This is a genomic window from Solwaraspora sp. WMMB335 (assembly GCF_049179075.1).
Lineage (GTDB): Bacteria > Actinomycetota > Actinomycetes > Mycobacteriales > Micromonosporaceae > Micromonospora_E.
Map to the genome: position 1 here is coordinate 6027526 of NZ_JBMHMF010000001.1, position 23546 is coordinate 6051071.

The 23546-nt window shown below is 67.4% G+C and carries 20 protein-coding genes and 1 pseudogene; 13 read left to right on the top strand and 8 right to left on the bottom strand.

The annotated features are described in order from the left end of the window. Positions 1-247: 247 nt before the first annotated feature. Both ACN27F_RS26155 and ACN27F_RS26160 read right to left on the bottom strand, forming a co-directional pair. Complete coding sequence (locus ACN27F_RS26155) at positions 248-727, bottom strand: winged helix-turn-helix transcriptional regulator (protein ID WP_421437865.1); 480 nt, start codon at positions 725-727, stop codon at positions 248-250. A gap of 628 nt (positions 728-1355) precedes the next feature. After that, entirely contained in the window at positions 1356-1793 is a 438-nt protein-coding gene (locus tag ACN27F_RS26160; protein WP_421437867.1) for a nitroreductase/quinone reductase family protein, read from the bottom strand. Positions 1794-2134: 341 nt separating this feature from the next. Between ACN27F_RS26160 and ACN27F_RS26165 the strand changes: the two genes are divergently transcribed. From ACN27F_RS26165 to ACN27F_RS26175, 3 genes are all read left to right on the top strand, one after another. Continuing rightward, positions 2135-2572, top strand: a complete 438-nt coding sequence (locus tag ACN27F_RS26165) for an SRPBCC family protein (RefSeq protein ID WP_421437869.1) — start codon at positions 2135-2137, stop codon at positions 2570-2572. Positions 2573-2675: 103 nt separating this feature from the next. Continuing rightward, entirely contained in the window at positions 2676-2912 is a 237-nt protein-coding gene (locus ACN27F_RS26170) for a hypothetical protein (protein WP_421437871.1), read from the top strand. 209 nt (positions 2913-3121) lie between these two features. Continuing rightward, on the top strand, positions 3122-3358 hold the full coding sequence (locus ACN27F_RS26175) for a hypothetical protein (protein WP_421437872.1): 237 nt from the start codon (positions 3122-3124) through the stop codon (positions 3356-3358). Between the two features lie 157 nt (positions 3359-3515). Here the strand turns inward: ACN27F_RS26175 and ACN27F_RS26180 are convergent, their stop codons facing one another. Continuing rightward, positions 3516-3830, bottom strand: a complete 315-nt coding sequence (locus ACN27F_RS26180; RefSeq protein WP_421437874.1) for a hypothetical protein — start codon at positions 3828-3830, stop codon at positions 3516-3518. Positions 3831-4461: 631 nt separating this feature from the next. Here ACN27F_RS26180 and ACN27F_RS26185 point away from each other — a divergent pair. The 5 genes from ACN27F_RS26185 (at position 4462) to ACN27F_RS26205 (ending at position 14239) form a co-directional block, all read left to right on the top strand. Then, positions 4462-6387: a CRTAC1 family protein gene (locus ACN27F_RS26185; protein WP_421440451.1), complete on the top strand. Its 1926-nt coding sequence runs from the start codon at positions 4462-4464 to the stop codon at positions 6385-6387. Beyond that, positions 6384-7370: an enediyne biosynthesis protein gene (locus tag ACN27F_RS26190; protein WP_421437875.1), complete on the top strand. Its 987-nt coding sequence runs from the start codon at positions 6384-6386 to the stop codon at positions 7368-7370. The genes ACN27F_RS26185 and ACN27F_RS26190 overlap by 4 nt, the downstream gene beginning before the upstream one ends. 17 nt (positions 7371-7387) lie before the next feature. Next, a complete protein-coding gene (locus tag ACN27F_RS26195; RefSeq protein ID WP_421437877.1) occupies positions 7388-13231 on the top strand; it encodes an SDR family NAD(P)-dependent oxidoreductase in 5844 nt (1947 codons plus the stop codon). Between the two features lie 3 nt (positions 13232-13234). Further along, complete coding sequence (locus ACN27F_RS26200) at positions 13235-13708, top strand: acyl-CoA thioesterase (RefSeq protein WP_421437879.1); 474 nt, start codon at positions 13235-13237, stop codon at positions 13706-13708. 69 nt (positions 13709-13777) lie between these two features. Further along, a complete protein-coding gene (locus ACN27F_RS26205) occupies positions 13778-14239 on the top strand; it encodes a flavin reductase family protein (protein WP_421440453.1) in 462 nt (153 codons plus the stop codon). Positions 14240-14458: 219 nt separating this feature from the next. On the opposite strand, the gene ACN27F_RS26210 is transcribed toward ACN27F_RS26205, so the two are convergent. After that, on the bottom strand, positions 14459-15832 hold the full coding sequence (locus tag ACN27F_RS26210; RefSeq protein WP_421437881.1) for a cytochrome P450: 1374 nt from the start codon (positions 15830-15832) through the stop codon (positions 14459-14461). A 128-nt stretch (positions 15833-15960) separates the two neighbouring features. Further along, a complete protein-coding gene (locus ACN27F_RS26215; protein WP_421437883.1) occupies positions 15961-16947 on the bottom strand; it encodes a DUF1702 family protein in 987 nt (328 codons plus the stop codon). Positions 16948-17137: 190 nt separating this feature from the next. On the opposite strand from ACN27F_RS26215, the gene ACN27F_RS26220 reads away from it, so the two are divergent. From ACN27F_RS26220 to ACN27F_RS26230, 3 genes are all read left to right on the top strand, one after another. Further along, on the top strand, positions 17138-18196 hold the full coding sequence (locus tag ACN27F_RS26220; protein ID WP_421437885.1) for an NAD-dependent epimerase/dehydratase family protein: 1059 nt from the start codon (positions 17138-17140) through the stop codon (positions 18194-18196). A 60-nt stretch (positions 18197-18256) separates the two neighbouring features. Continuing rightward, the gene (locus ACN27F_RS26225) at positions 18257-19042 is read left to right on the top strand and encodes a maleylpyruvate isomerase family mycothiol-dependent enzyme (protein WP_421437887.1); all 786 of its coding nucleotides are present in this window, start codon (positions 18257-18259) and stop codon (positions 19040-19042) included. A gap of 87 nt (positions 19043-19129) precedes the next feature. Then, positions 19130-19273, top strand: coding sequence for a hypothetical protein (locus tag ACN27F_RS26230; RefSeq protein WP_421437888.1), 144 nt, complete (start codon positions 19130-19132; stop codon positions 19271-19273). A gap of 132 nt (positions 19274-19405) precedes the next feature. On the opposite strand, the gene ACN27F_RS26235 is transcribed toward ACN27F_RS26230, so the two are convergent. From ACN27F_RS26235 to ACN27F_RS26245, 3 genes and pseudogenes are all read right to left on the bottom strand, one after another. Then, positions 19406-20110, bottom strand: a complete 705-nt coding sequence (locus ACN27F_RS26235) for a helix-turn-helix transcriptional regulator (protein WP_421440455.1) — start codon at positions 20108-20110, stop codon at positions 19406-19408. A 9-nt stretch (positions 20111-20119) separates the two neighbouring features. Beyond that, a pseudogene (locus tag ACN27F_RS26240) lies at positions 20120-20224 on the bottom strand (AraC family transcriptional regulator); the annotation flags it as partial. A gap of 406 nt (positions 20225-20630) precedes the next feature. Then, positions 20631-21680 (bottom strand): carboxymuconolactone decarboxylase family protein, encoded by a 1050-nt coding sequence (locus tag ACN27F_RS26245; protein WP_421437890.1) that lies wholly within the window; start codon positions 21678-21680, stop codon positions 20631-20633. Between the two features lie 321 nt (positions 21681-22001). On the opposite strand from ACN27F_RS26245, the gene ACN27F_RS26250 reads away from it, so the two are divergent. Together ACN27F_RS26250 and ACN27F_RS26255 are read left to right on the top strand one after the other, a co-directional pair. After that, a complete protein-coding gene (locus ACN27F_RS26250; RefSeq protein ID WP_421437891.1) occupies positions 22002-22601 on the top strand; it encodes a carboxymuconolactone decarboxylase family protein in 600 nt (199 codons plus the stop codon). Between the two features lie 24 nt (positions 22602-22625). Next, positions 22626-23501: an SDR family NAD(P)-dependent oxidoreductase gene (locus ACN27F_RS26255; RefSeq protein ID WP_421437892.1), complete on the top strand. Its 876-nt coding sequence runs from the start codon at positions 22626-22628 to the stop codon at positions 23499-23501. Positions 23502-23546 lie beyond the last annotated feature (45 nt).

A 23546-nucleotide genomic window follows, 5' to 3' on the forward strand; every position in this document is an offset into this window, starting at 1 on the left:
CGCGAACAGAACCCACCCGACCGCGACGGCCGGCTGTCGACCGGCCGCGTTGAGAAGCGGCAGGAGCCGACCGGTGATTCAGCGTCGGTAACATGCGTCAGGGGCTACCTGGCCGGGATCTCCGCTCGGTCAAGGCTTCAGCAGAAGATCTTCACCACCTGGCGTACTCTGCAAGGCTTGGCCGACTTCGCCGCCCTATGTCTCTTGACCTTTGTGCTGTGGTGAGCCCTTTGCCCTGTGACGGAGCTCAGTGACGTTGCCTGCGCTGCTCGCGCAGTTGGATGAACCGGGGATCGGCGCGTGCCGTTACGTCGATGGGCGATGGGCAGTCGCTGCAACCCTTGCACTCGGCCTTCAGGCCGACGTGGCCGCCGCAGTCTGCATGCTCGAAGGTTATCGGCTTACCATCTGGATTGGCCCAGCGGTCGCCCCACTCGGTGAGCGCGATGATGACCGGTTGCAGCTCACGGCCCTTCTGGGTGAGCACGTATTCAACGTGTGCGCTGCGGGCATCCGGCCGCGTCTCGAACACCCCTGCCGCAACGAACTCGCTCAATCGCTTTGCCAAAATGTTCGTGGCTACACCCAAGTCTCGCTGGAAGTCCGTGAACCGGGTCATCCCGAAGAACATCGCATTGCGGATGATGAGCAGACTCCAGCGTTCGCCCACGATCTCGAGCGTCCGCGCTGCAGAGCAGACCTCGTTGGCGTACAGGCGTCCGAGCACAAGTCAAAGTGTGACATGCTAGCTTGCGTCTTGCAAGCTGGCATGTCAGGGTAGGGATGAATCGCTATGTCTAAAGAGTGGTCTTGGTGGCCATCCTGATCTTGCTGGTCACCTCTGCTGCAAAGCTTGAAGGGTTGACGCCTGATCATGGTCGTTTCGGACCAGCGTGGCGTGCATCGCGGGGAACTGCGAAACTGGAGCCGTCCGGATGTGGCCGACCGGGGCCAGCCTGAGGACCGGCCGATGGCGGACATGGCCGAGGGGAACCGGCGGTTGCGTCGGAACGGCATCGGCCGGCCGTAACGGGTGGGAGCGGTTGTCGGCTGGCCAAGGTCGGCCGGGTGCGTTCCGCGGCGTTGCTGGCGGCGCGCTTCCACCAGGCCGGACCCGGTGTCGTCGGCCAGCAGCGACGGTGCGGCTGGGTGCGCCGATCCTTGCGTCAGCCGGCTGGTCAAAGCTGAGGCGAGCCACTAGCATGATGCAAGCACATCGAGTCTGCCAACTGTCCGCCGCGTGGGTGTTTCGCCATGGGCGATGTCGCTGGGGCCCGGCAGGGGCGCCTCGACTCGCAGATGAGCCATGCCCGTGGCCTGTCCCGTGGACCTCGACATGCGGGGGAGCGATGCCATCAGTCCGTGCGCGTCAACAAAAACACCGGCAGCCTCCGTCCGGTCCTGGCCTCGAACTGACCCGGACCCGTGGACTCGCCGAACAGCTCCGACCACAGCTGGTCGCGGGCGTCGTCGTCGAGCGACTCGACGGTAACCATGAACGTCTCCGCACCCAGCTCGACGGTTGTGGTGGCCAGGGTCGCCAGGTTGGTGCACCAAGCTGGACGAGTCGGCGACCCGCCGTTGGATCCGATGACGGCGTAGCGGCGCTGGTCGCCCAGCGGAAAGCAGGTCAGCGGCGTAGTCCGGGCGATCCCGGTCCGAACGCCGACGTGATGCACCAGAATCACGATGGAGTCGGCCAGGATTCCGCCCACGCGGCCCTCGTTCGCGCGGAACTCCTCGATGACCTTCATGTTGAAGGTGATGGCCTCGTCGCGCGGCATCAGCGGCATGGACCTCTCCAACTTCTGGACGGCGCTGCCATCACGACCTCCGATACGACTCATCTACCACCCGTAGCCGCTCCATCTTCGACGAACCGGCCCGGAGGCCACCCTGGGACCGTTGAGAGCCAGCCTGAGCCAACACCTTGGTCAGTAGTTCTCCAATTTTGCCCAATGTAGAGTAATGTCTCCCGATGATCACATTCTGCTCCGTACGCTGACAAGTAGAAGCATGAAGCGTGACGGGCGGACGCTCGACGGCTGGGGGCTACTGCACCGCCGCGATCGGGATTCGAGAGAAGTTTCGGCCCAGCCAGGAGAGACACAAACCTTTCGACCAGGAGAGAGACATGAGCGAGAGCTACACGACTTCCTTCACGGTGGACCAGACGCCAGAGGTTGTCTTCAACGCCATCAACGACGTGCGCGGATGGTGGGACGGGCAAATCGACGGCGAGGCCGACAGCCTCGGCGCTGAGTTCACCTACCGCCACGGGGACTTGCACTACTCGAAGCAGAAGGTCACCGAGTTCGTGCCGGGCAAGAGGGTCGTCTGGCTCGTCACGGAGGCCGACATCACCTTCGTTTCGGACAAGACTGAGTGGAAGGACACCCGCGTCGTCTTCGACATCACCGAGAAGGACGGTAACACCGAGATCGCCTTCACCCACGAGGGTCTCGTGCCCCAGTTCGAGTGCTACGACGGCTGCAGCGACGCCTGGGGCTACTACGTCAACAACAGCCTGCGCAAGTTCATCGCCAAGAGCAAGTCTGGGGCCAGCAGCTAAGAGCGACCGGCAGAGGTCCGGGATCCGGACAGTCGGGCACTCACAGGCAGCAAACAGGCACGGGACTCCATCGATCATCGGAGTTGTCTACGATCAGTGATCGATGGAGCCCCGGGTCGTGTTCGAGTGGTCATTGCTGCTCTGGGGCTCATGGATCCGGCTACGGATGATCGGCCTGGACCTGGCTGAGCCCAGCGCCGACGGCGCGATCACCAAGGCGCCGTGCGACGGTGACCGGTCCCCTCGGCATCACCGGCACCAGCGGCACCACCGTGAACCGGTACGACTCGCCGCTGCCGCGCGACACCTTCGCGCAGGGCAGCCGCCAGCTGCGGCATGACTGGCCACCGCAGGTCAGCGCGCATCTGGGACCGCGGCTACGACAGCCGACGACCCGAGACCTACTCGAAGAGATCGGCTTCGACCTCGAGAGCGCCCGCACGGGTCCCGGCACCGTACGTCGGCTCATCCAACGAGCATGGACCCTTTACCGCTGGGACACCCGACCAACCACCCGCCGACTCAAGCGACCCTACCGCGGGACAAAACTTGCTGTCCGCGTTGGACACCAACCCCGCTACCGAAATCGCCGCCCGGTGCGCCCACCTGCTCATCCCGGTCAAGGCCAACCGGCCGACCTGCACGCCCAGCTCAAGACGCTACACCTCGATCGGGCTTCACCGCACCAGCGGAGAAGCCAACATCGCCCGCGCCGCCCGCCGCGCCGCCCGCTGCTCCCACGACCTCATCACCGCCGTGACCAGCAACAACACGAAGACGCCATGATCCTGAGGTGAACGTCGTGCTGTGGAGCGGACTGTGACCGAGCCAGGGAAGCGCGAGCCCGGGGAAGTGAACGTGGAGCCAGTCTGGGGACAGCGGAAGAGAGGGCACGCCGGGCGAACTGCGGGGCTTTGCGTAGAGCCCTGGCTTGCGATGACTGTCAGGCAGGGTGGGCCGCCGGCTCGCGGCGCCCGCTGACCTTCGCAGCCGGCATCGGACCGCCCTTGGCGGTGCCGGTCATTTCGTCACCATCGATCACGACCTCGAATGCGAGATTCATCCGAATCGGCTTGGTGATCGACTGGTACCAGGAAAGCTGATCACCGTCCAACCGCAAGTCCTGCAGCTCCAGGTGTTCCTTCTCCCCACGGGAGATACCCTGCAGCGCACCGTCCCTGGTGAACAGTTCGAGCACCGTTCGGCGGGTGCCCAACGGCGTGGACACCGTAACCGCCCAGAATCCCTCGACAGACACGACGGCTCCTTCTCTGTGTGGGTGGTGGGCGTCCGGACGCTGGTGCCAGTGGCGGGTCCGGACGGCGCGACAGGTGGTGCTGTCACCAGGTTAACCATCGGTCTAGCACAAGGTAGTCGCAATCTTGCCGTCTTCGACGAACCTTGGACACGAATGCGGGCAGCCCGATCCGCCGCCAGCACGCCACCCGGTGCGATCCCGCCTGCTGCGGATTTCGAAGCATCCTAAGCAAGATTCGGGAATCGTGGAGGCAATGTGAAAGAAGCGCAATGACACGCGATCGTCGGACGATGATCCCGGTGGTTGGCCGCTGTCATGCGGCTCACCATCTCCACCCACCCTCAACCCCTATGGGAGGACCATCGGCGACTCGGTGCCTGCGTCGCCACCCCTGACTCCACGGCTTCAGCAGCCGTTCGCCGGCGACTTCACATGCTGGCGCCAGGATCCACGGCGACTCCCATTTGCCCAGCGCGCCCAATCCGGAATATCCGTGCAGCGGCGGCGCTGCGCTCATGTCGTCCGCCCTGTTCGTGCCGTCGGTATTGGAATCGACTGACGGCTCCTGCTCTAAGGAGATCAGACCGTGCTGGGTCAACGTGTGCGCTCACTCAGTCCAGGAATAACCGCAATTCTACTTCTAGTCACGCTCTTCTTCGTCATCGATGCCCGGGTGTCGGTCGCAGGCGCCGACGTGACTGCTCAGGAATATCGATTCACTGAGCTTGACATCACATACCCCGACGGCTACGACGAGTTGCCCAAAAAGTCGATCCGCGAGGTCAATCCGACGTACCACAAGATTCGGGCCTGGATCTCGTCGGTCGGTGCCAGCGTGGCCATCAACGACCTTACCGGCCACGGCCGGGCGAACAGCCTCTGTTTCGTCGACGTGCGGACCAACGAGGTGGTCGTCACCTACGCGCCGACCGCGCCGGAGAGCGACCGCTTCGAACCCTTCCTGCTCGATCCCGCGCCCCTGCCGATCGATCACGCGATGGCCCCGATGGCCTGCGTTCCGGGCGACTACAACGTCGACGGCCGGATGGACATCATGGTCACCTACTGGGGCCGGGTGCCGATCCTCTATCTGCGCAAGGCCAGCGCGACGGCGCCGGCCAATGACGCATACGTGCGGCAGGAGATCCTGCCGCAGGATTCGCCGGACGGCCGGTACCACGGCCCGAAGTGGCACACCAACGCCGCTGCGGTCAACGACTTCGACGGCGACGGCAAGCCGGACGTCATCATCGGCAACTACTTCCCGGAATCCGACGTGCTGGACCCCGACGGGCAGGACAACGTCGAGATGAACGACTCGCTGTCCACCGCCTCGAACGGCGGCGGGCTGCACGTCCTGCGCTGGCATGCCGCGACCTCGGCCGACGACCCCTCGGTGACCTACGTCCCGGAGCGGGCCGCCGTCCCGTTCAGCAAGAGCACCGGCTGGACGCTGGGACTCGGCAGCGCCGACCTGACCGGCCGTGGTCTGCCGGACCTGCACGTCTCCAACGACTTCAGCTACGACCACCTGCTGCACAACGTGTCCGAGCCCGGCCGGATCAAGTTCGTCGCGGTGTACGGCGAGCGTCGTCCGAACACGCCCAAGTCCTTCCAACTCGGCAAGGATTCGTTCAAGGGCATGGGCATCGACTTCGGCGACCTCGACCGCAACGGCAGCTTCGACATGGCGGTGTCCAACATCACCACGGCCTGGGGCCTGGAGGAGAGCAACTTCATCTGGATCAACGAGGCCACGTCCGAGGCGGAAATGTTGGAGAGCCTCTCTGACGGAACCGCCCCCTTCGTCCAGCGGGCCCGGCCACTGGGTATGGCCTGGACGGGTTGGGGCTGGGACATAAAGTTCGCCGATTTCCGTAACGACGGGGACTTGGAGGTCGTACAGACGCTCGGCTTCGTCAAGGGTGACATCGACCGCTGGCCGTGGCTGCAGGAGATGGCGATGTCCAACGACAATCTGCTGTCCAACCCGGCCATGTGGCCGAACATGCAGCCAGGCGACGACATCGCCGGCCGTCAACCACTGGCGTTCTTCGCCCGTACCGACAGCGGAGAATTCGCCAACATCAGCGAACAACTCGGGTTGGCCGAGCCGATCCCCACCCGGGGCATCGCCACCGCCGACACCCGCGCGATCGGCGCCCTCGATCTGGCGGTAGCCCGCCAGTGGGGTGCACCCGCCTTCTACACCAACGATTCCCCGGCCCGCGGCGACTTTCTGACCCTGCGGTTGTTCCGGCCCGTTCCGGACACCGACGAAACCGACCTGCTCGGCACTCCCGCGTACGGGGCGACCGTCACGGTCACCACTCCCGACGGGCGCAAGCAGATCTCGCAGCTCGACGGGGGAAGCGGACACAGCGGCAAGCGCAGCTTCGAGGTCCACTTCGGGCTCGGCGACGTTAGCGGCCCGGTGACCGCCGACCTGCGCTGGCGCGACCTTGACGGCAACCTGCACAGCACCACCCAGCAGCTCTCGGCCGGCACCCACACCCTCGTGCTGACCGACCGCGTCCAGGAGGTTCCGAACCGATGACCACCACTGCCGAGCGCCAACAGACCGTCGGCACCACGCCAGCGGCAGCCACACCGCCCGTACCGGCCGCGAAGGAACCGGACCGCCGCTACCTGGCGCTGCGGAACTTCGCGATATCCATCTCCGTGTTCAACATCTTCGGCTACACCCTCCTGGGGTTCGAGCAGCCCTGGCTGTGGCCCATCCTGGCAGTGCTCGTCGGCTACGCCACCGAGCTGGTCTTCGAGACGTTCAGCGCCCGGATGCACGGGCGGGCACCCCGCTACACCGGGCGCGGCGGGCGGGGCCTCTACGAGTTCCTGCTGCCGGCGCACATCACCGCCCTGGCCTGCAACATGCTGCTGTACGCCAACGACATGTTCCTGCCGATCGCGTTCGCGGTCATCGTCGGGGTGACCGGCAAGTACATCTTCCAGGCCCCGGTGTACGGCCGGATGCGGCACTACATGAACCCGTCGAACCTCGGCATCACCGCGGCCCTGGTCTGCTTCGGCTCGTGGATCTCCATCGCCCCGCCCTACCAGTTCACCGAGGGCGCCAACACCTTCTTCCGGATCATGATCCCGATCATCATCGTCACCGCCGGTACGGTGATCAACGCCCTGCTCACCCGCAAGGTGGCGCTGATCGTCGGCTGGCTGGGCGGCTTCGCCATCCAGGCCTTCCTACGGCACTGGATCTGGGACGTGGCGCTGTTCTCGGCGCTGGGAGTGATGACCGGCGTGGCGTTCGTGCTGTTCACCAACTACATGATCAGCGACCCGGGGACGACCCCGGTCAAGCCGATCCACCAGTTCATGTTCGGCTCGTCGGTGGCCATGGTCTACGGCGCGCTGATGCTGGCGAACGTCGTCTACACGCTGTTCTTCGCGGTGGTCGTGGTGTGCGGTGCCCGGGGCATCTACTGGTGGATGGTCCACCTTCGTAAGCGCTCCCAGCAGCGGGTCGCCACCGCACCGCCCGTGGCCGCGGTGCCGGCATGAGTAGGCAGGACACGGCAATGAGCACACGAATCGCGGTCGTCGGGGTCGCCTGTCGCTACCCCGACGCAGGATCCACCGACGAACTGTGGGAGAACGTCCTGACCGGCCGGCGGGCCTTCCGCCGCCTGCCGGACGAGCGGATGAACCACGAGGACTACTACTCGCCGGATCCGGCGGCGCCGGACCGCTTCTACGCCGCCAAGGCAGCGGTGTTGGAAGGGTTCGAGTTCGACCGGGTCAAGTACCGCATCGCCGGCAGCACGTTCCGGTCCACCGACATGACGCACTGGTTGGCTCTCGACACGGTCGCCCGGGCGCTGGCCGACGCCGGCTTCGCCGACGGCGAAGGACTGCCGCGGACCAGCACCGGCGTGGTCATCGGCAACACCCTCACCGGCGAGTTCAGCCGGGCCAACCTGCTTCGACTGCGCTGGCCGTACGTACGACGCACAGTCGGCGCGGCCCTGCGCGACCAGGGCTGGGACGACGGCGAAGTGACCTCCTTCCTGGACGAGTTGGAGCCCCGCTACAAGGCACCCTTCCCGCCCATCGACGAGGACACTCTCGCCGGTGGCCTGGCGAACACGATCGCCGGGCGGGTCTGCAACCATTTCGACTTCAAGGGTGGCGGCTACACCGTCGACGGTGCCTGCTCGTCGTCGCTGCTGTCGGTGGCCACCGCGGCCAACGCGCTGGCCAACGGAGAACTGGACGCGGCGATCGCCGGCGGTGTGGACCTGAGCATCGATCCGTTCGAGATCATCGGGTTCGCCAAGACCGGTGCGCTGGCCACCGCCGAGATGCGGGTGTACGACCGCAACTCGAACGGGTTCTGGCCCGGTGAGGGCTGCGGCATGCTGGTGCTGATGCGCGAGGAGGACGCCATCGCGCGCGGACTGCGCCGGCACGCCGTCATCGCCGGCTGGGGCTATTCGTCGGACGGCAAGGGTGGCATCACCCGACCCGAGGCGAGCGGTCACCGACTGGCCATCCGCCGGGCGTACGAGCGGGCCGGTTTCGGTATCGACACCGTCGCCTACCTGGAGGGCCACGGCACCGGTACCGCCGTCGGTGACGCCACCGAGCTGCGGGCCTTCACCGAGGCCCGCCAGGAGGCCGACCCGCAGGCCGCCCCGGCGGCGATCAGCACGGTGAAGGGCAACTTCGGTCACACCAAGGCCGCCGCCGGGATCGCCGGTCTGCTCAAGGCGATTCTCGCGGTACGCCAGCAGGTGATCCCGCCGGCTACCGGACACGTCGAGACCCACCCGGAGCTGGACGTGGAACGGCCCGCGCTGCGGGTGCCGACCACCGCCGAACTGTGGCCGTCGGACAAGCCGATCCGGGCCGCCGTCTCGTCGATGGGCTTCGGCGGGATCAACGCCCACATCGTGGTGGAAAGCGCGGAAAGCGCCCGGCGTACCCGGATCGGCGCGGCGACCGCCGCGCTGGTCCGCTCACGACAGGACGCCGAACTGCTGCTGTTCGACGGCCGCAGCGTCGAGGAACTGGGCGATCGGCTGACCGAGTTGGCACCCTGGGTGGCCCGGCTGTCCTATGCCGAGATCGGTGATCTGTCCGCGGCACTGGCCGGGCAGCTGGGCGACCGGCCGGTACGGGCGGCGGTCGTCGCCAGCTCGCCCGAGCAGGCGACCCGCGGCATGCAGCGGCTGATCGAGCTGATCGACGATGATGAGCGCACCGTCGTCGACGCCGGCAACGGCGTGTTCCTCGGGGCGAAGGCCGAGCCCGGTGACCGACCACGGATCGGCTTCCTGTTCCCCGGTCAAGGTGCCGGCCGGCGGGCCGACGGCGGCGCACTGCGTCGCCGGTTCGAGGAAGTCGAGGCGCTTTACCAGGCATATCAGCCGCCGGCCGGGGCAGACCTGGTCGCCACGTCGGTCGCCCAGCCGCGGATCGTCACGGCCTCGGTCGCCGGCCTGCGGGTACTGTCCATGCTGGGCATCGAGGCGAGCGCCGCGGCCGGACACAGTCTCGGCGAGTTGACCGCCCTGCACTGGGCGGGCGCGATGGACGAGCGCACACTGCTGGAGACGGCGGCGGCCCGTGGCCGGATCATGGCCGAGGCCAGTGCCGGAGACGGCACCATGGCGAGTATCTCCGCCGCGCCCGAGGTGGTGCAGCCACTGCTCGTGGACACACCGGTGGTCATCGCCGGCTACAACAGCCCGCAGCAGACCGTGGTGTCCGGTCCGATCGCCGCCGTCGAGCAGGTCGGTCAGCGGGCCGACCGGCAGGGGCTGTTCTGGACCCGGATCGCGGTGTCGCACGCCTTCCACTCGGAGGCCGTCGCCCCGGCGGCGGTGGCGTTCGGTGAGCACCTGGCGGGTCAGGCGTTCACGCCGATGACCCGTACCATCGTGTCCACCGTGACCGGGACGCCGGTAGCCACCGATACCGACGTGGCCGACCTGCTGCGTCGGCAGGTGCTGGAACCGGTACGGTTCACCCAGGCGGTGAGCCGGCTCGCCGAGACCAGCGACCTGCTGCTGGAGGTCGGGCCGGGCCGGATCCTGCGGGGCCTGGCCAGCGAGATCGCTTCGGCGGTGCCGACCATCTCGTTGGAGACCGACAGCCTGTCGCTGGCCGGGCTGCTGAACGCGGCCGGCGCCGCCTACGCGCTCGGGGTTCCGATCGACCACGGAGCTCTGTTTCAGGACCGGTTCACCCGGCCGCTGGAGCCCGGCCGGCCGCTGCGCTTTTTCGCCAGCCCGGCCGAGTCGGCCCCGACCGGCGATCACGCCGTCGCCCGGTCGGCCGGCACCCAGCCGACCGACGACGCCCCGGCAGCCGAACACGGCACCGCGCACAGTGCCATCGGCAGCGGGGGCGCCCACGGCGCCGGAAGCCTGGAGGTGTTGCGCCGGCTCGCCGCCGAGCGGGCGGAGCTACCACTGGAAGCGGTACGCCCGGACAGCCGGCCGCTGGACGAGTTGCATCTGAGCTCGATCACGGTCGGTCAGATCGTCAACCAGGCGGCACGGGAACTGGACGTGCCGGCACCGACCCTGACCTCCAGCTACGCCACCGCGACCGTTGCCGAGATCGCGCAGATCCTCGACGACGCCGCGGGCAGCGCCGACCAGACCGCCGACGAGGCGAACCAGGTCGTGCCCGGGGTGGCACCGTGGGTGCGGGCATTCGCGGTGGATCTGGTGCCGACCGAGGTCGGTCCGGCCGCCGCGAATGCCCGCACCGACGGCGACTGGCAGGTGTTCGGCGCCGGGCCCGCCCCGATCGCCGAGCCGCTCGCCGCAGCGCTACGCCAGGCGAGGATCGGTGACGGCGTGCTGCTCGCGTTGCCCCGCGAAGGCCAGGCGGAGCACATCCCGGTGATGTTGCGCGCGACCCGGGCAGCGCTGTCGGCGCGGTCGACGGTCCGGTTCGTCGCGGTCGGTGACCGGCGCTCCGCAGCCGGTCTGGCGAAGACCCTGCACCAGGAGCATCCGGACATCGCCACCACGGTCGTCGTCGTGCCGATGCCGGACGAACCGCAGGCAGCGGCGTTGCATGACGCGGTCACCCGGATCGTGGCGGACGTCGCCGCCACGACCGGCTTCGCCGAGGTGCACTACGACTCGGCGGGGACGCGGTACGAGCCGGTGTTGCGGCCGGTCTCACTGCCGCCGGGCGACGACGCCGGCCTCGGTCCAGCGGACGTCCTGCTGGTCACCGGCGGCGGCAAGGGCATCACGGCCGAGTGCGCGCTGGCGCTCGGCCGGGACACCGGCACCGCGGTCGGTCTGCTCGGCCGCTCCGATCCGGCTGCGGACGCCGAACTGTCGGCGAACCTGGACCGCCTTCGCGCGGCCGGGGTCCGGTTCCACTACGCCCGTGCCGACATCACCGCACAGGACCAGGTCAAAGCCGCCGTGAACGACATTGAGCGGGCGTTGGGGCAGGTCACCGCGGTGCTGCACGGAGCCGGGCGCAACGAACCGGCGCCACTGGCCGCGCTCGACGAGGCGACCTTCCGCCGTACCCTGGCACCCAAGATCGACGGCCTGGAGGCGGTGCTCGCCGCGACCGATCCGCACGCGTTGCGTCTGCTGGTCACCTTCGGCAGCATCATCGGCCGGGCCGGCCTGCGCGGCGAGGCGCACTACGCCACCGCCAACGACTGGATGACCGATCTGACTCGCCGGATCGGCGAGGACTACCCGCACATCCGCTGTCTGGCGCTGGAATGGTCGGTGTGGTCCGGCGCCGGCATGGGCGAGCGGCTGGGGGTGCTGGAGACACTGACCCGCGACGGCATCTCGCCGATCCCGGTCGAGGACGGCATCGCGATGCTCACGCAGGTGCTGGCCAGCCCGACCGCCCCGCAGGCGATGGTCGTGATGGGCCGTTCCGACGGCCTGCCGACGATCACCATGGAGCGACGGGAGCTACCGCTGTTGCGGTTCCTCGACCGGCAGCAGGTGCACTACCCCGGAGTCGAGCTGGTCGTCGACGCGGACCTGACCGCCGCCGACGACCTCTACCTACCGGACCACCTGCTCGACGGTGATCTGCTGCTGCCGGCCGTGCTGGGCATGGAGGCGATGGCACAGGCCGCGCGGGCGCTGACCGGACGTACCGAGACACCGATCCTGGAGAACGTCGAGCTGCTGCGCCCGATCGTGGTGCCTCCGCAGGGCAGCAACACCATCCGGATCGCCGTGCTCGCCGCCGCGGACGGGTCCGTCGACGCGGTGATCCGCAGCGACGACACCTCGTTCCAGGCCGACCACTTCCGGGCGCGGATACGCTACGAACTGCCGGCCCGCGCGCAGACGCGACCAGCCGCCGACCCCGCGCGGCTGCTGCCCATCGATCCGGCCCGCGACCTGTACGGTCCGGTGCTGTTCCAGGGGCTGCGGTTCCAACGGCTGCGGGGCTACCTGGATCTGGCCGCCACCAGTTGTGTGGCACAGGTGTCGAACCAGCCGCTCGCCCCCTGGTTCGCCCGGTACCGCCCGGGTGAACTGGTGCTCGGCGACCCGGGCACCAGGGACGCGGTGATGCACGCACTGCAGTGCTGCGTACCCGATGCCACCCTGCTTCCGGGGGCGATCGAACGATTGCAGTTGGCCGACGCGAAGGTCGCCGGCACCTTGAACACGGTCACCATTCACGCGGTGGAGCGTGCCAGAGAGGGCGACACCTACCACTACGACGTGGACGTCTGCGACGCCGACGGCAACCTCGTCGAGCGGTGGATCGGACTCCGGCTGCACGCGGTACGTAAGCTGGACGGCACCGGACCATGGCTGCCGGCACTCGTCGGGCCTTATGTGGAACGGCGGATCGGCGCGTTCCTGTCACCTGACCTGCGGGTCGTGGTACGGCCGGACGACCCGGGAGCGACCGGGGCGGACGCCCGGCGGGAGCAGACCGGCAAGGCGGTCGCCTGGGCACTGGGTGCCGAGACGCAGGTTCGCTACCGCCCGGACGGCAAACCGGAAGTGCCCGGCACGCACATTTCGGCGTCGCACGGTGCCGGGGTGACCCTGGCCGTCGTCGGCGCAACGCCGGTCGGCTGCGACGTCGAGGTGGCCGCCGCGCGTACCGACCAGGAGTGGACGGACCTGCTTGGCGCGGACGGCATGGCCCTGGCCACGCTCGTCGCGCGTGAGCAGGGCGAGGACCTGTCGGTTTCGGCGACGCGTGTCTGGGGTGCCATCGAGTGTCTGCGCAAGAACGGCCACGCCCGGGTGGACCTGGCCGCCGAACCCAATGCGTCGGCAGGTTGGGTCGCCCTGCGCTGCGGCCCGACCCGGATCGCCACCTTCGCCACGTCGCTGCTCGGAGTCGGTGACCCGGTGGTGTTCGCGATGTCTGCGGACGGGAGCAGGTGAGTCATGGAGTCCTACTACGAGTACCGACACCTGGTGGGCTTCGAGGAAACCAACCTGGTGGGCAACGTCTACTACGTCAACTATCTGCGGTGGCAGGGCCGGTGCCGGGAGATGTTCCTCCGCGACCGTGCTCCGGACGTGCTGGCCGACATCCGTGACGACCTCAAACTCTTCACGCTCAAGTGCGAGTGCGAGTTCTTCGCCGAGATCAGCGCGTTCGACGAGTTGTCGATCCGGATGCGGTTGGAGGACCTTACGCAGACCCAGATCGGATTCGCGTTCGACTACGTGCGCCTGCGGGACGGATTCGAGGAACTCGTCGCCCGTGGCCGGCAGCGGATCGCCTGCATGCGGGGACCGAACACGGACACCCGGCCGACGCGGGTGCCGGACGGACTGCGGATCGCGTTGTCGCAGTACGCCGTCACCGGCAACGGCCAGCAGCGACAGGTGCTCGAAGGCGTGAGGGAGGGCTGAGCGGTGACGACGGAACAGCAGACGGAAATCGCCGTCGACAAGAACCAGCACGCCGAGTTGCGGGCCGTGATGGGCATGTTCGCCACCGGCGTCACGCTGATCACCTCTGGGACGAGCCTGCCGCACGGGATGACCGCGAACGCCTTCACCTCGGTCTCGCTGGAGCCGGCGATGGCGCTGGTCTGTGTCAAGCGCACCGCGGTGATGCACGCGACCATCCTGGCTCAGGGGACCTTCGCGGTGTCGATCCTGGCGGCCGCGCAGGAAGGGTTGGCCCGCTACTTCGCGAGTTCCGCACGTCCCCGTGACGAGCGGGAGTTCGAGACGGTGGACTACTGGCCGGGGCGGCACACCGGCGCACCGATCGTTTCCGGCAGCCTGGCCTGGGTGGAATGCAAGCTGGCCGCGGTCTACGACGGCGGCGACCACTCGATCTTCCTCGGCTCGGTGTTGGGCGTCGGCCGCGGTGACAGCGGCGAAGCGCTGCTGTTCCACGGTGGTCGCTTCATGGAGGTGGCCGACCGACGCTGAGGTAGCCGACCGACGCTGAACGCGACCGCGTCCTTTCCGGGTGGTCCCGCCGTGGCGGGGCCACCCGGCCGCATGTCGTGGCCGGTCCGTGGCCGGTCAGTGGCCGGTCAGTGGCCGGCCCGTCGCCGGCCCGTCGCCAGGCGCCCGGACGACGGCGCGGCCGGTGCCCGGAGGGCACCGGCCGCGCCTATATGTGGGGCAGGAAGCCGATCAGCCGCGTCAGACGGCGTGGACGTGCATCGGCAGACCACCACGGATCCGCAACGTCAGCATCGGCTCCGGCACCACCCGGTGACCCGGCCGTACGGACAGCCGCAGTCGGCGGGCGACGGCCGCGATGACGAACACGGCTTCCATCAGGCCGAGGTTGTTGCCGACGCAGAAGCGTGGTCCGGCCCCGAACGGGATGTAGGCGTACCGTGGCCGGTCCGCTGCATTGCCCGGCTCGAAACGCGTCGGGTCGAACCGGTCCGGGTCGGGCCAGAACTCCGGATGCCGATGCAGCGTGTACGGGCACAGCACGAGGTCGGCCCCGGCCGGCACGTGGTAGCCACCGACGTCGTCGTCGCCCTGCGCTATCCGGGGCAGTAGCCATACCGGCGGATAGAGCCGCATCACCTCGTCGACGACCATCGCGGTGTACCGCAGCTGGTGCAGATCCTCGTAGACCGGTGTCCGGTCGCCAAGCACCTCGACAGCTTCGGCGTGGACCCGGTCCCACACCTCACGATGCTGATCGAGCAGATAGAACGCCCAGGTCAGCGTGCTCGCCGTGGTCTCGTGACCGGCCAGCAGCAGGGTCACCAGCTCATCGCGCATGCGTTGCCGGCCGACCCGCGGGTCCGACTCCTGGCTGGTCGACGTGATCAACCGGGACACGACGTCGTCGCGGCCCTCGAAGCCGCCCGGCTCCGCCCGACGCCGGGCGACCAGCCGGTCGACGACGTCCTGCAGCTCGTTGCGGGCACGGCGGAAGCGCAACTGGCGGGGCAGCGGCATCCAGGTCGGCACCGCGCCAAGCGACATCATCTCGAAGATGGCCTGGTCCTGGACCGCTTCGAAGGCGTCGCCGATCCCGCCGAACTCGCTCAGGTCGGTGTCCAGCAGCGTCCGGCCGAGTACACCGAGGGTCAACTCGGTCATTTCGTGCCGGATGTCGACGGGCTCGTCGCGACCGGCGATCGCCTGCAGACGGTCGGCCATACCGACCGCTTCCTCGGCGATCGCGCCGGCCTGACGGGCGATGCGCCGTGCCTGGAACACCGGCTGGATCGTCTTGCGCTGCTTCTGCCAGAGCTCACCCTCGCTGGTCAGCAGACCGTCGCCGAGGGTGCGGCGAGCGTGGACCAGGCCGATACCCTTGTGGTAGTTGCCAGGATTCTCGGTGAGCACGTGCTTGGCATGGTCCGGATGATTGAAGAAGTAGAGCGTCTTGGGGCCCAACGGCAGCCGCACGGCGTCGCCGTAGCGGGCAGACACCGACCGCATCACGTCCAGTCGGTTGCGGGCCATCCGGGACAACAACCCCGGCGCCGACCAGGACGAGGGTCCGGGCGGGTGAAGACGACTCGGCGGTTCGGCTAGCGAGGTCATCGGAGTCCTTCCGTGGGTATTCCGGTGGTCGAGCCGGGAAGGGACAAACCCCTGCGGGGTAGGGCGGGCGATGCCGATCCGCCGCCGAGCGGACGGGCGATCGCGGGAAGCGCACCGGGGCGAACCGGTCAGGGCTGCGCCGTCACGTCGGCACGGAACCGATCGGCGATCGCGCACCGCCATACCTCGTAATCGGGTAGCGCGGATCGCGACGGGGCGCTCGGAATCTCCTCGTCGGTGATTCGGGCGGCCTCGATGGCACCAGTGCGACAGAACACCCTGGTGGCGAGGTCGGTATGCGGGACCAGGAGCCCGGCCCGTACTCTGGCCTGCGCCGCGAAGGCGCTGGCCTGAGCGACGAAGGGTGCGTGCTGGCCGCAGCGGTGCCGGAAGATGTGCAGTTCCTCCTCGGTGACACCGCCGGCGTACGTAGCGGCCAGGCCGGCGCCGCTGTACAGATCCTGGTGGCGGTGGGCCGGGAAGGCGTCGATCAGGTCTGCGGCGAGTGTCGGGTCGGTGCCGGCGACGAACCAGATGGCCCGGCCGATGCCCTGGTCGACGACTCGGGCCGCGTAGGACGCCGGACCCTGTGGCGGCCACGGAAAGCTCGGCACCGCGCGCCGACCGTGTACGTACTCGGCGGTGCGGAAGTACGCCTGGTGGAACCCGTACCCGTCGAGGACCAGCCAGCGAAGCAGCGGATCGGTCGCCGCGGCACTGGCCCGCCGCCAGAGGAACCGGGGCAGTCGGGCAAGGGCCCACCCGATACCGACGTAGGCCATGTACACGTGATCGCTGCCGCTGCCGGCCAGAAACTCGGCACTCCGTCGGGGAGTTCCCGGGGTGATCGCGTCGACGAGCGCGAATCCCATGCCCGCGCCCTCATACGCGAAGCCCTGAAAGCGGGTCGGGATATCCGTGAGATCGGTATCGACGTCGGTCGTCCGGCGGGCACCGGCGGCCGATGACAATCCGGCCAGGAAGGACACGCCGATGGATTCCAGGATTTCCTGGGACTCTGGTCCCTTGTCGTGAAAGCCGCGTACCGCGACCTGGGTCTGCGAGACATCGGGGGTCAAGACTCGACGCCGGAGCGCGCGAATGGTACCGGCCACCTGATACTCCAATTTCTCCAAATAAGACAAACCTGCTACTTAATCGTCCCGTCTGTCGAGCTGGTCGACCACTCCTCAATTGCCCTGCGGATGTGGCAAAGCTGTGTCGACATAGGCACGAGCAAAGAAGCGAAGCTTTGTCCGGCAAGGCACGATCGGACCGGTCGAACTGGTTGAAGGGAGTCCGGGGATGTTGGTATTGATCACCGGGGGCACCGGATTGGTCGGCGCGCATACCGCCGCCGCGGTGGTCGCCGCCGGGCATCGGGTTCGGATAATGGCCCGTGACGCCACGGGCGTGGACCGGGCGCTGTCGCCGCTGGGTGTGCCCCCCGACCTGATCGAGGTGATGGCGGGCGACGTCACCGACGAGAAGGACGTCACGGCTGCGGTCCGGGGGAGCGACGCGGTGCTGCACGCGGCCTCCGTCTACTCGTTCGATGCTCGCCGACATGGAGAAACCCGGCGTATCAACGTGCGTGGCACCGAACTGGTGCTGGCAGCCGCCCGGTCGGCCGGCGTGGCCCGCACCATCTACGTGTCGACTTTCGGGGCCATGCTGCCGGCGCCAGGTGGCCTGGTCGTACCCTGGTCGCCGGTCGGCAACGCGAAGGAGACCTACCTCGCCAGCAAGGCAGCGGCGGAACGGATCGCACGGCGGCACCAGGAGGAGGGCGCCCCAGTCGTGATCAGTTATCCGCCGGCGTTGCTCGGTCCACACGATCCCAAGCTCGGCGACCAGACCAGCCGACTACGGTACATGTTGCGTGGCATGATGCCGATCTGGCCGACCGGTGGTTTTCCGGTCGGCGACGTGCGCGACACCGCAGCCCTGCACGCGGCGCTGCTCACCGTACCGAGCGACGGCCTGGACCGGTACATCGGCCCTGGACGCTACGTGAGCACCCGCGAATACGTCGACACGGTCCGGGCGGTGACCGGTCGGAGTCTGCCGACGCTGTTCCTGCCCGCCCGCACGATGCTGCCGTTCGCCCGGCTGGTCGATGTGGCGCAGCGGGTCTGGCCCTGGCACATCCCGGCCGAGTACGGCGCCTGCTACGTCTGCGCGTGCGACGCGCGGTCCGGAGACACCGCGCCCGCGCGAGGTCTGGTGCCACGTCCGTTCAGCCGGACACTCGCCGATACTGTGCGCTGGCTGCACGACACCGGCCGGCTGACCGCCGCGCAGGCCGGTGCCGCTGCCGCTGCCGAGCTATCTGACTCTGCCGAGACTCCGGCAGCCGCATAGCCGCCGGACCGGGCGGCTGTCCTGTGAGGCGACGCCGTCACGACAAGAGAGAAGCTCATCATGACCAGCATCCCCGCCGACCGCCTCAGCCGAGATTCGGCCGACGCCGCGCCGCTGGCCACCGCCTACCGGATGATCCGCCGAAACGTGGCCGATCTGCTCGGCGGCCGGCGGCTGGCGATGACGGCCGTGGTGCCCAGCTGCCCTGACTGGACAGTCAGAGATCTCGTCACTCACCTGGTCGATGTCGCCGCCCGGGTCAACGCACGGGTAACCTCGGTCGACGACTCCGCTGTGGCCGGGGCTGCAGCGAACAAGCCGGTCCTGGTGATCACACCCGTTGAGCGGACTGCGACCTCCGTGACCGCCGACGTACCGACATCCGACGCGGCGGTCCGCGGCTTGCTCGACAGGTGGGAGCGGTACGCCGAACCAATTGACCAATTTTTATCAATGCCGTTCAGTATCGACCGCGGCATTCTCATCATGGACACCTTTACCCACGAGCTGGATCTTCGCTGGGCGCTGGGCGTTCCGCCACCGATCGACCATCCCGCGCGTCCGATCGCGATGGGGATACTGGTCAAGGGCTTTTCAGCCGCAGTGCGGACACACCGGCTGCCGGCGGTGCGGATCGAGACCGAACACGGGCAGTGGCAGGCGGGCGAGGGCGTACCGGCCGCGGTGATGTCCGGGCCCTGGTACGACGTCTACCTGGCCTTGTCCGGACGCCGCAGCGCGGAGCAAATCCATGCACTGCAATGGAGCGCCGATCCCGCCGGCTGGCTTTCGGCCTTCACGTGGGGCCCGTTCACCGTGCCCGACGCTCCCGACGGCGCTCGTTGACAGTCAGGCACCGGAGCCGTTTCAAAATTGTGCCTTGTAGTGTCTAGCGCGGCATGCGGGGTCACGATTCTACTGGGGGCTGCGGTGATGTGCCGACAGCAGGTCGCCGCGCAGTGCGGCGAAAATCCGGCCCGCTGTCGTGCCCCGCTGCTCGGCGACAGCGGCGGGGACGACCGGCTACCCGCCCGCCTCGGCCGATCCGCCGTCTCCCACGTCGACCAGCCTGGCTGATCGGACGCCGCGTCACCGACGACGCTTCTTGCGACTCTCGCACCAACCATATGGACTCCGACAACCGCGGGGCCGGGCACTGAGTGCAGCCGTCGATCAGACCGGCGCTCGTGCCCGGCGTCCTTATCGCACTTACGTCTTGTTCAGAACGCGCGTCTCTACGGGAGAGCGTCGTCCATCACGGCCACGACTGCGGCCGCGGCGACCACGTCCTGCGGCCACCCGGCCGTCCAACTCCGGCAACGCGATGAGGATTGGCAAGTCAAAGACCCCGGTCGCATGCAGTTCGATGTCTACTGTGATGTCGGCGCCGGCAGTTACCCGCAGCGGCTCGTACGCGCCGACCGCCACCGGCCGACGAGTCGAGGGAAGAGCGGAAAGCTCCTCGATCGTCATCGCCATCGCTGCTGCCCGCGGATACCACTCGCCCTCTGGCAAATCGCGGAGCAGGTACTCGCCTGGTCCATCGAGAATGTCACAGGTTGCGGGTATCCCTTGCACGATTGGGCTTTCGAAGGCGCCGACGTAGATCTTTACTGGGACGTCGATCGTAGGCAGAGTGACCCGGCCCCTGATGGTCCCGGACCGGCGGGTGCCGTTGGCCTGGGGGCGGGACAGTTGCGGAATCCCGTGTTCGGCGAGCCAGCGGTAGCGGGCTGGTGAGATGCCGACACTGCGGGTGAACCGGCTGATGAAGGTGCCAAGGCTGTTGTAGCCGACCGCGTAGGCTATGTCGGTGACGCTCATGTCCGTCTCCAACAGCAGATGCTTGGCCTTGTATAGCCGAATTGCTGTCAGAAATCTACCTGGAGACGTGCCGGTTTTCGACCGGAACAATCGAGAGAAGTAGAATCGGCTAAGGAAGGCGGAGTCAGCCATCATCTCAAGTGAGAGGGGCTCGTGGTAGCGGTCCCACATGATCGAAATTGCCCGCTCTACAGCATTATGCATTGCGAATCAGCTCCATTCAATCCCGACACGATACGACGCCCTCGAACGGTTCACTCGCGCGCTAGGCTTCCCATGTTGTTCGGAGTACCGCCGCTCGACGAACGTTGCCTTGCCCAGGCGGGTACCACGGCGCCGTGGCACTGCCCGAGATGGGCAATTCGATCTACCAGAATGCTTGCGGAGGCAGACAGCCTGATCGGCGTCCTACCCTGGGAGCTGTGGTCCGACGGATCAGACCACTCGTTGCTGCCTACGTCCTGACCGGCCCGGATGACTCATGACGCTAGCATAAATCGAGTGGAATTAGTATGTCCATAGGTAGACTTTATTGCTCTCAGCCACGATGTAGATGACACTTCTAGGTGTGGATACCCGCGATGCCCTTTCTGTCCGACCGTCTGGCAGCTCACCTGGTCAGATGGGCCGACAGTAACTCTCCGAGACGGCGGGCGGCGGCCATTGCCGCCCAAGAGGACAATTCGATCAATGTGCGGTCGTCCGTCCCGACTTGGCGGCACCGCTCGATGACGGATGGATCAACCTGATACGACGCAAAGGCGACCAGCAAAGCGAGCCGGGCGACTGGCTGCTGTTCCGTCGCGACCCGCGTGATCAGGTCTTCGACCCATGATCTGCTGATTCCGCGCGGACCTCCACGCCACTGGACGAGCTGCTCCCCGACCAGCGCACGGACCTCCGCCGGGACAGAACGAACGCCGGCGGCGTCGATCGCGGCGGTTGCCCGGGCGTACGCCTGGGCGACGGTCTCGTTGCCAGCCGCCCACGCCAGGTCGGCTGGCAGTTCGGCTGATGGCAGCATGGCCAGTGCCGCTCCCGGCGGATGCGCCCGACGCGCGGGCGCTGCCGTGACCCGACCGAGCAGGCGCAGCACGGCCGGCAACGCGAACTCGGGCACCCGGGGTGGTAGCGGTACCTCTCGCAGAAACACGTTGACCATCCGGTTGAGATAGTGCAGCAACAGCGCTACCCCGGCCAGCTCCGGCAGCTGTGACTCCGGGAACGGCAGGCTTGCCCCGTCGTCGAGCCGCTCCACCGACAACACCCACTCGACGACGTCGTCCAACGCCGGATCGCTGGAACCGGGCTCCTCCGGTCGGCGTGAGCCGAGCAAGGTCAGGGTGCTGTTGTGGATCATCGCGCAGTAGGGGCAGGCGTTGACCGCTGATACCGCCGTCGCGACCGCCTCCTTGGCCAGTCGCGAGGCCGGTCCGGGCACGATCAGGGTCTCACGCAGGAGCGACCAGGACGCGGCGAGCATCTCCGGCGCCACCGCGTGCAACGCGATCGGCGGCGCCACCACCCCGAAATCGTCCTCCATCTGCTGGTACACCCGGGCAACGAGATCACCCGACTGCCCTGGCCGTACAGCGGAGACGTAGCGAATCTGCGACAGCCCCAACCTGCTCAGCGCCTGGCGCAGAGGATTTGCTCGCATCATATACCTCGTTCGTTCCATTGTTGGGTAACAGACTATCGGTAAATACTGCCACTAGCCAGAGGTTCCGGATGCCCTAGCGTCTTCTATTGCCGACGTCAAAATGCATCGCAAAGAGCAACCTGAGAGAGCACAAACTCCAGCACGATGTGCCATCATGGGGCGACGAAATCATCGTCCGGCCGCCGCCCGGACACGCCGTTCTGCGCGACAGCTACTCAACGCAGCCGTGCCAACACTCGACGGATTTGGTGCGTGCATGCGAGAGACGAAGCTGATGTACGAGCAGACTTGGCACCCGCTCACGGAGGAGAACGTTCGATGGAAACGACGACCAAGCAGCCGGGGATCCGAGTTCCGCTGATTGACGAGGAGCATGCCGAGGGCCGAACCGCTGAGCTCTACCAGCAGATCAAGGAAGCTACCGGACTGCCGTTCGTGCCCGACATGTTCCGGCTCACCTCGACCAACCCGCGGCTTCTCGAGGCTGTCGTCGCCGGCTACCGCGGGGTCTTCTACGGCGACACGCTACCTCGGCACCTCAAGGAGTTGATCTCCGCCTGGACGTCCAAGCTCAACGGATGCCCTTACTGCGTCGGCACACACAGTTGGTTCCTGGCGCAGTTCGGGGGCAGCGACGAACTACTCGAAGCGGTCTCGGACGCCTCGACCGCCGAGGAACTTCCAGTCGACGAGCGGACGATGCCGCTGATGAAGCTGGTCGAAAAGGTCAGCACCGGCGCATACAAGATCACTGACGCGGACTGGGCGCGCGCCATGGAAGCTGGCTGGAGTGATGCCGAGATCCTGGAGGCGATCTTCTGCGCGAGCCTCTTTGCCTTCATCAACCGGCTGGTCGACGCCACGGGACTGGGCAGTTCGACCGACCGCAGCCGCGTCGCCCGCCAGGGCGATGAGTGACCTTAGGCGGAAAGGACCTCGATCATGACACTCTCCCGTGCCATCCTGTTGACTGGGGCCTCCTCGGGCACCGGCATGTCCTCCGGCTCGGGCCGGGCCGCCGCGCTGCGACTGCACCGGGCGGGCTGGCCGGTCTATGCCACCGGACGCAACGTCGAGGCGCTGGCTGATCTCGCCGCGGAAGGTATCACCGTGATGTATCTCGATGTCACCGACGAAGAGTCGATGGCCGAGGTCGTCAAGCGAATCACCGATGAGCACGGCGCGGTCGGCACGCTTATCAACAACGCCGCGTACAGTCTCAACGGCACCATCGGCGAGACGCCGATGGACGAGGTCCGAGCACAGTTCGAAACGAACGTCTTCGGGCTGTGCCGGCTTACCCAGTTGGTCTTGCCCGGCATGCGGGAGCAGGGCGGTGGCCGGGTGGTGCTGATGTCGTCGATCTTCGGATTGTTCGCAACTCCGGGACGAGGCTACTACCAGGCCACCAAGCACGCGCTGGAGGCGATCGGCGACTCGCTCCGTTACGAAACAGCCCGCTTCAACATCAAGGTGGTACTGATCGAGCCGTCGCCGATTCTCGGCGGGTTCGTCCCAGACAGCGTCTCCGACCTGGGTATGCAGGCGCACGGCAACCCGGCCTTGTACAAGGACTTCTGGGACTACTTCGTCCAGTGGCACCAGGCGTACCGCCTCAGCGACAACCCACCGCTGCGCGGCAAGATGGCGGTACGGGCAGAAAACGTGGCCAAGGTGATCGAGAAAGCAGTGACTCACCCCAATCCACGGGTCCGTTACCGACTCGGGGTCCCCGCGCGGCTGCTGACCAGGATGCGGGCGGCGATCGGCGATCGGAACTGGGACCGTTTCGTGCGCGCGTTCTTCCCCATTCCTTGACGGGGGCGGGCATCGGCATCGGTGTGATCCGCCGATGCCGATGCC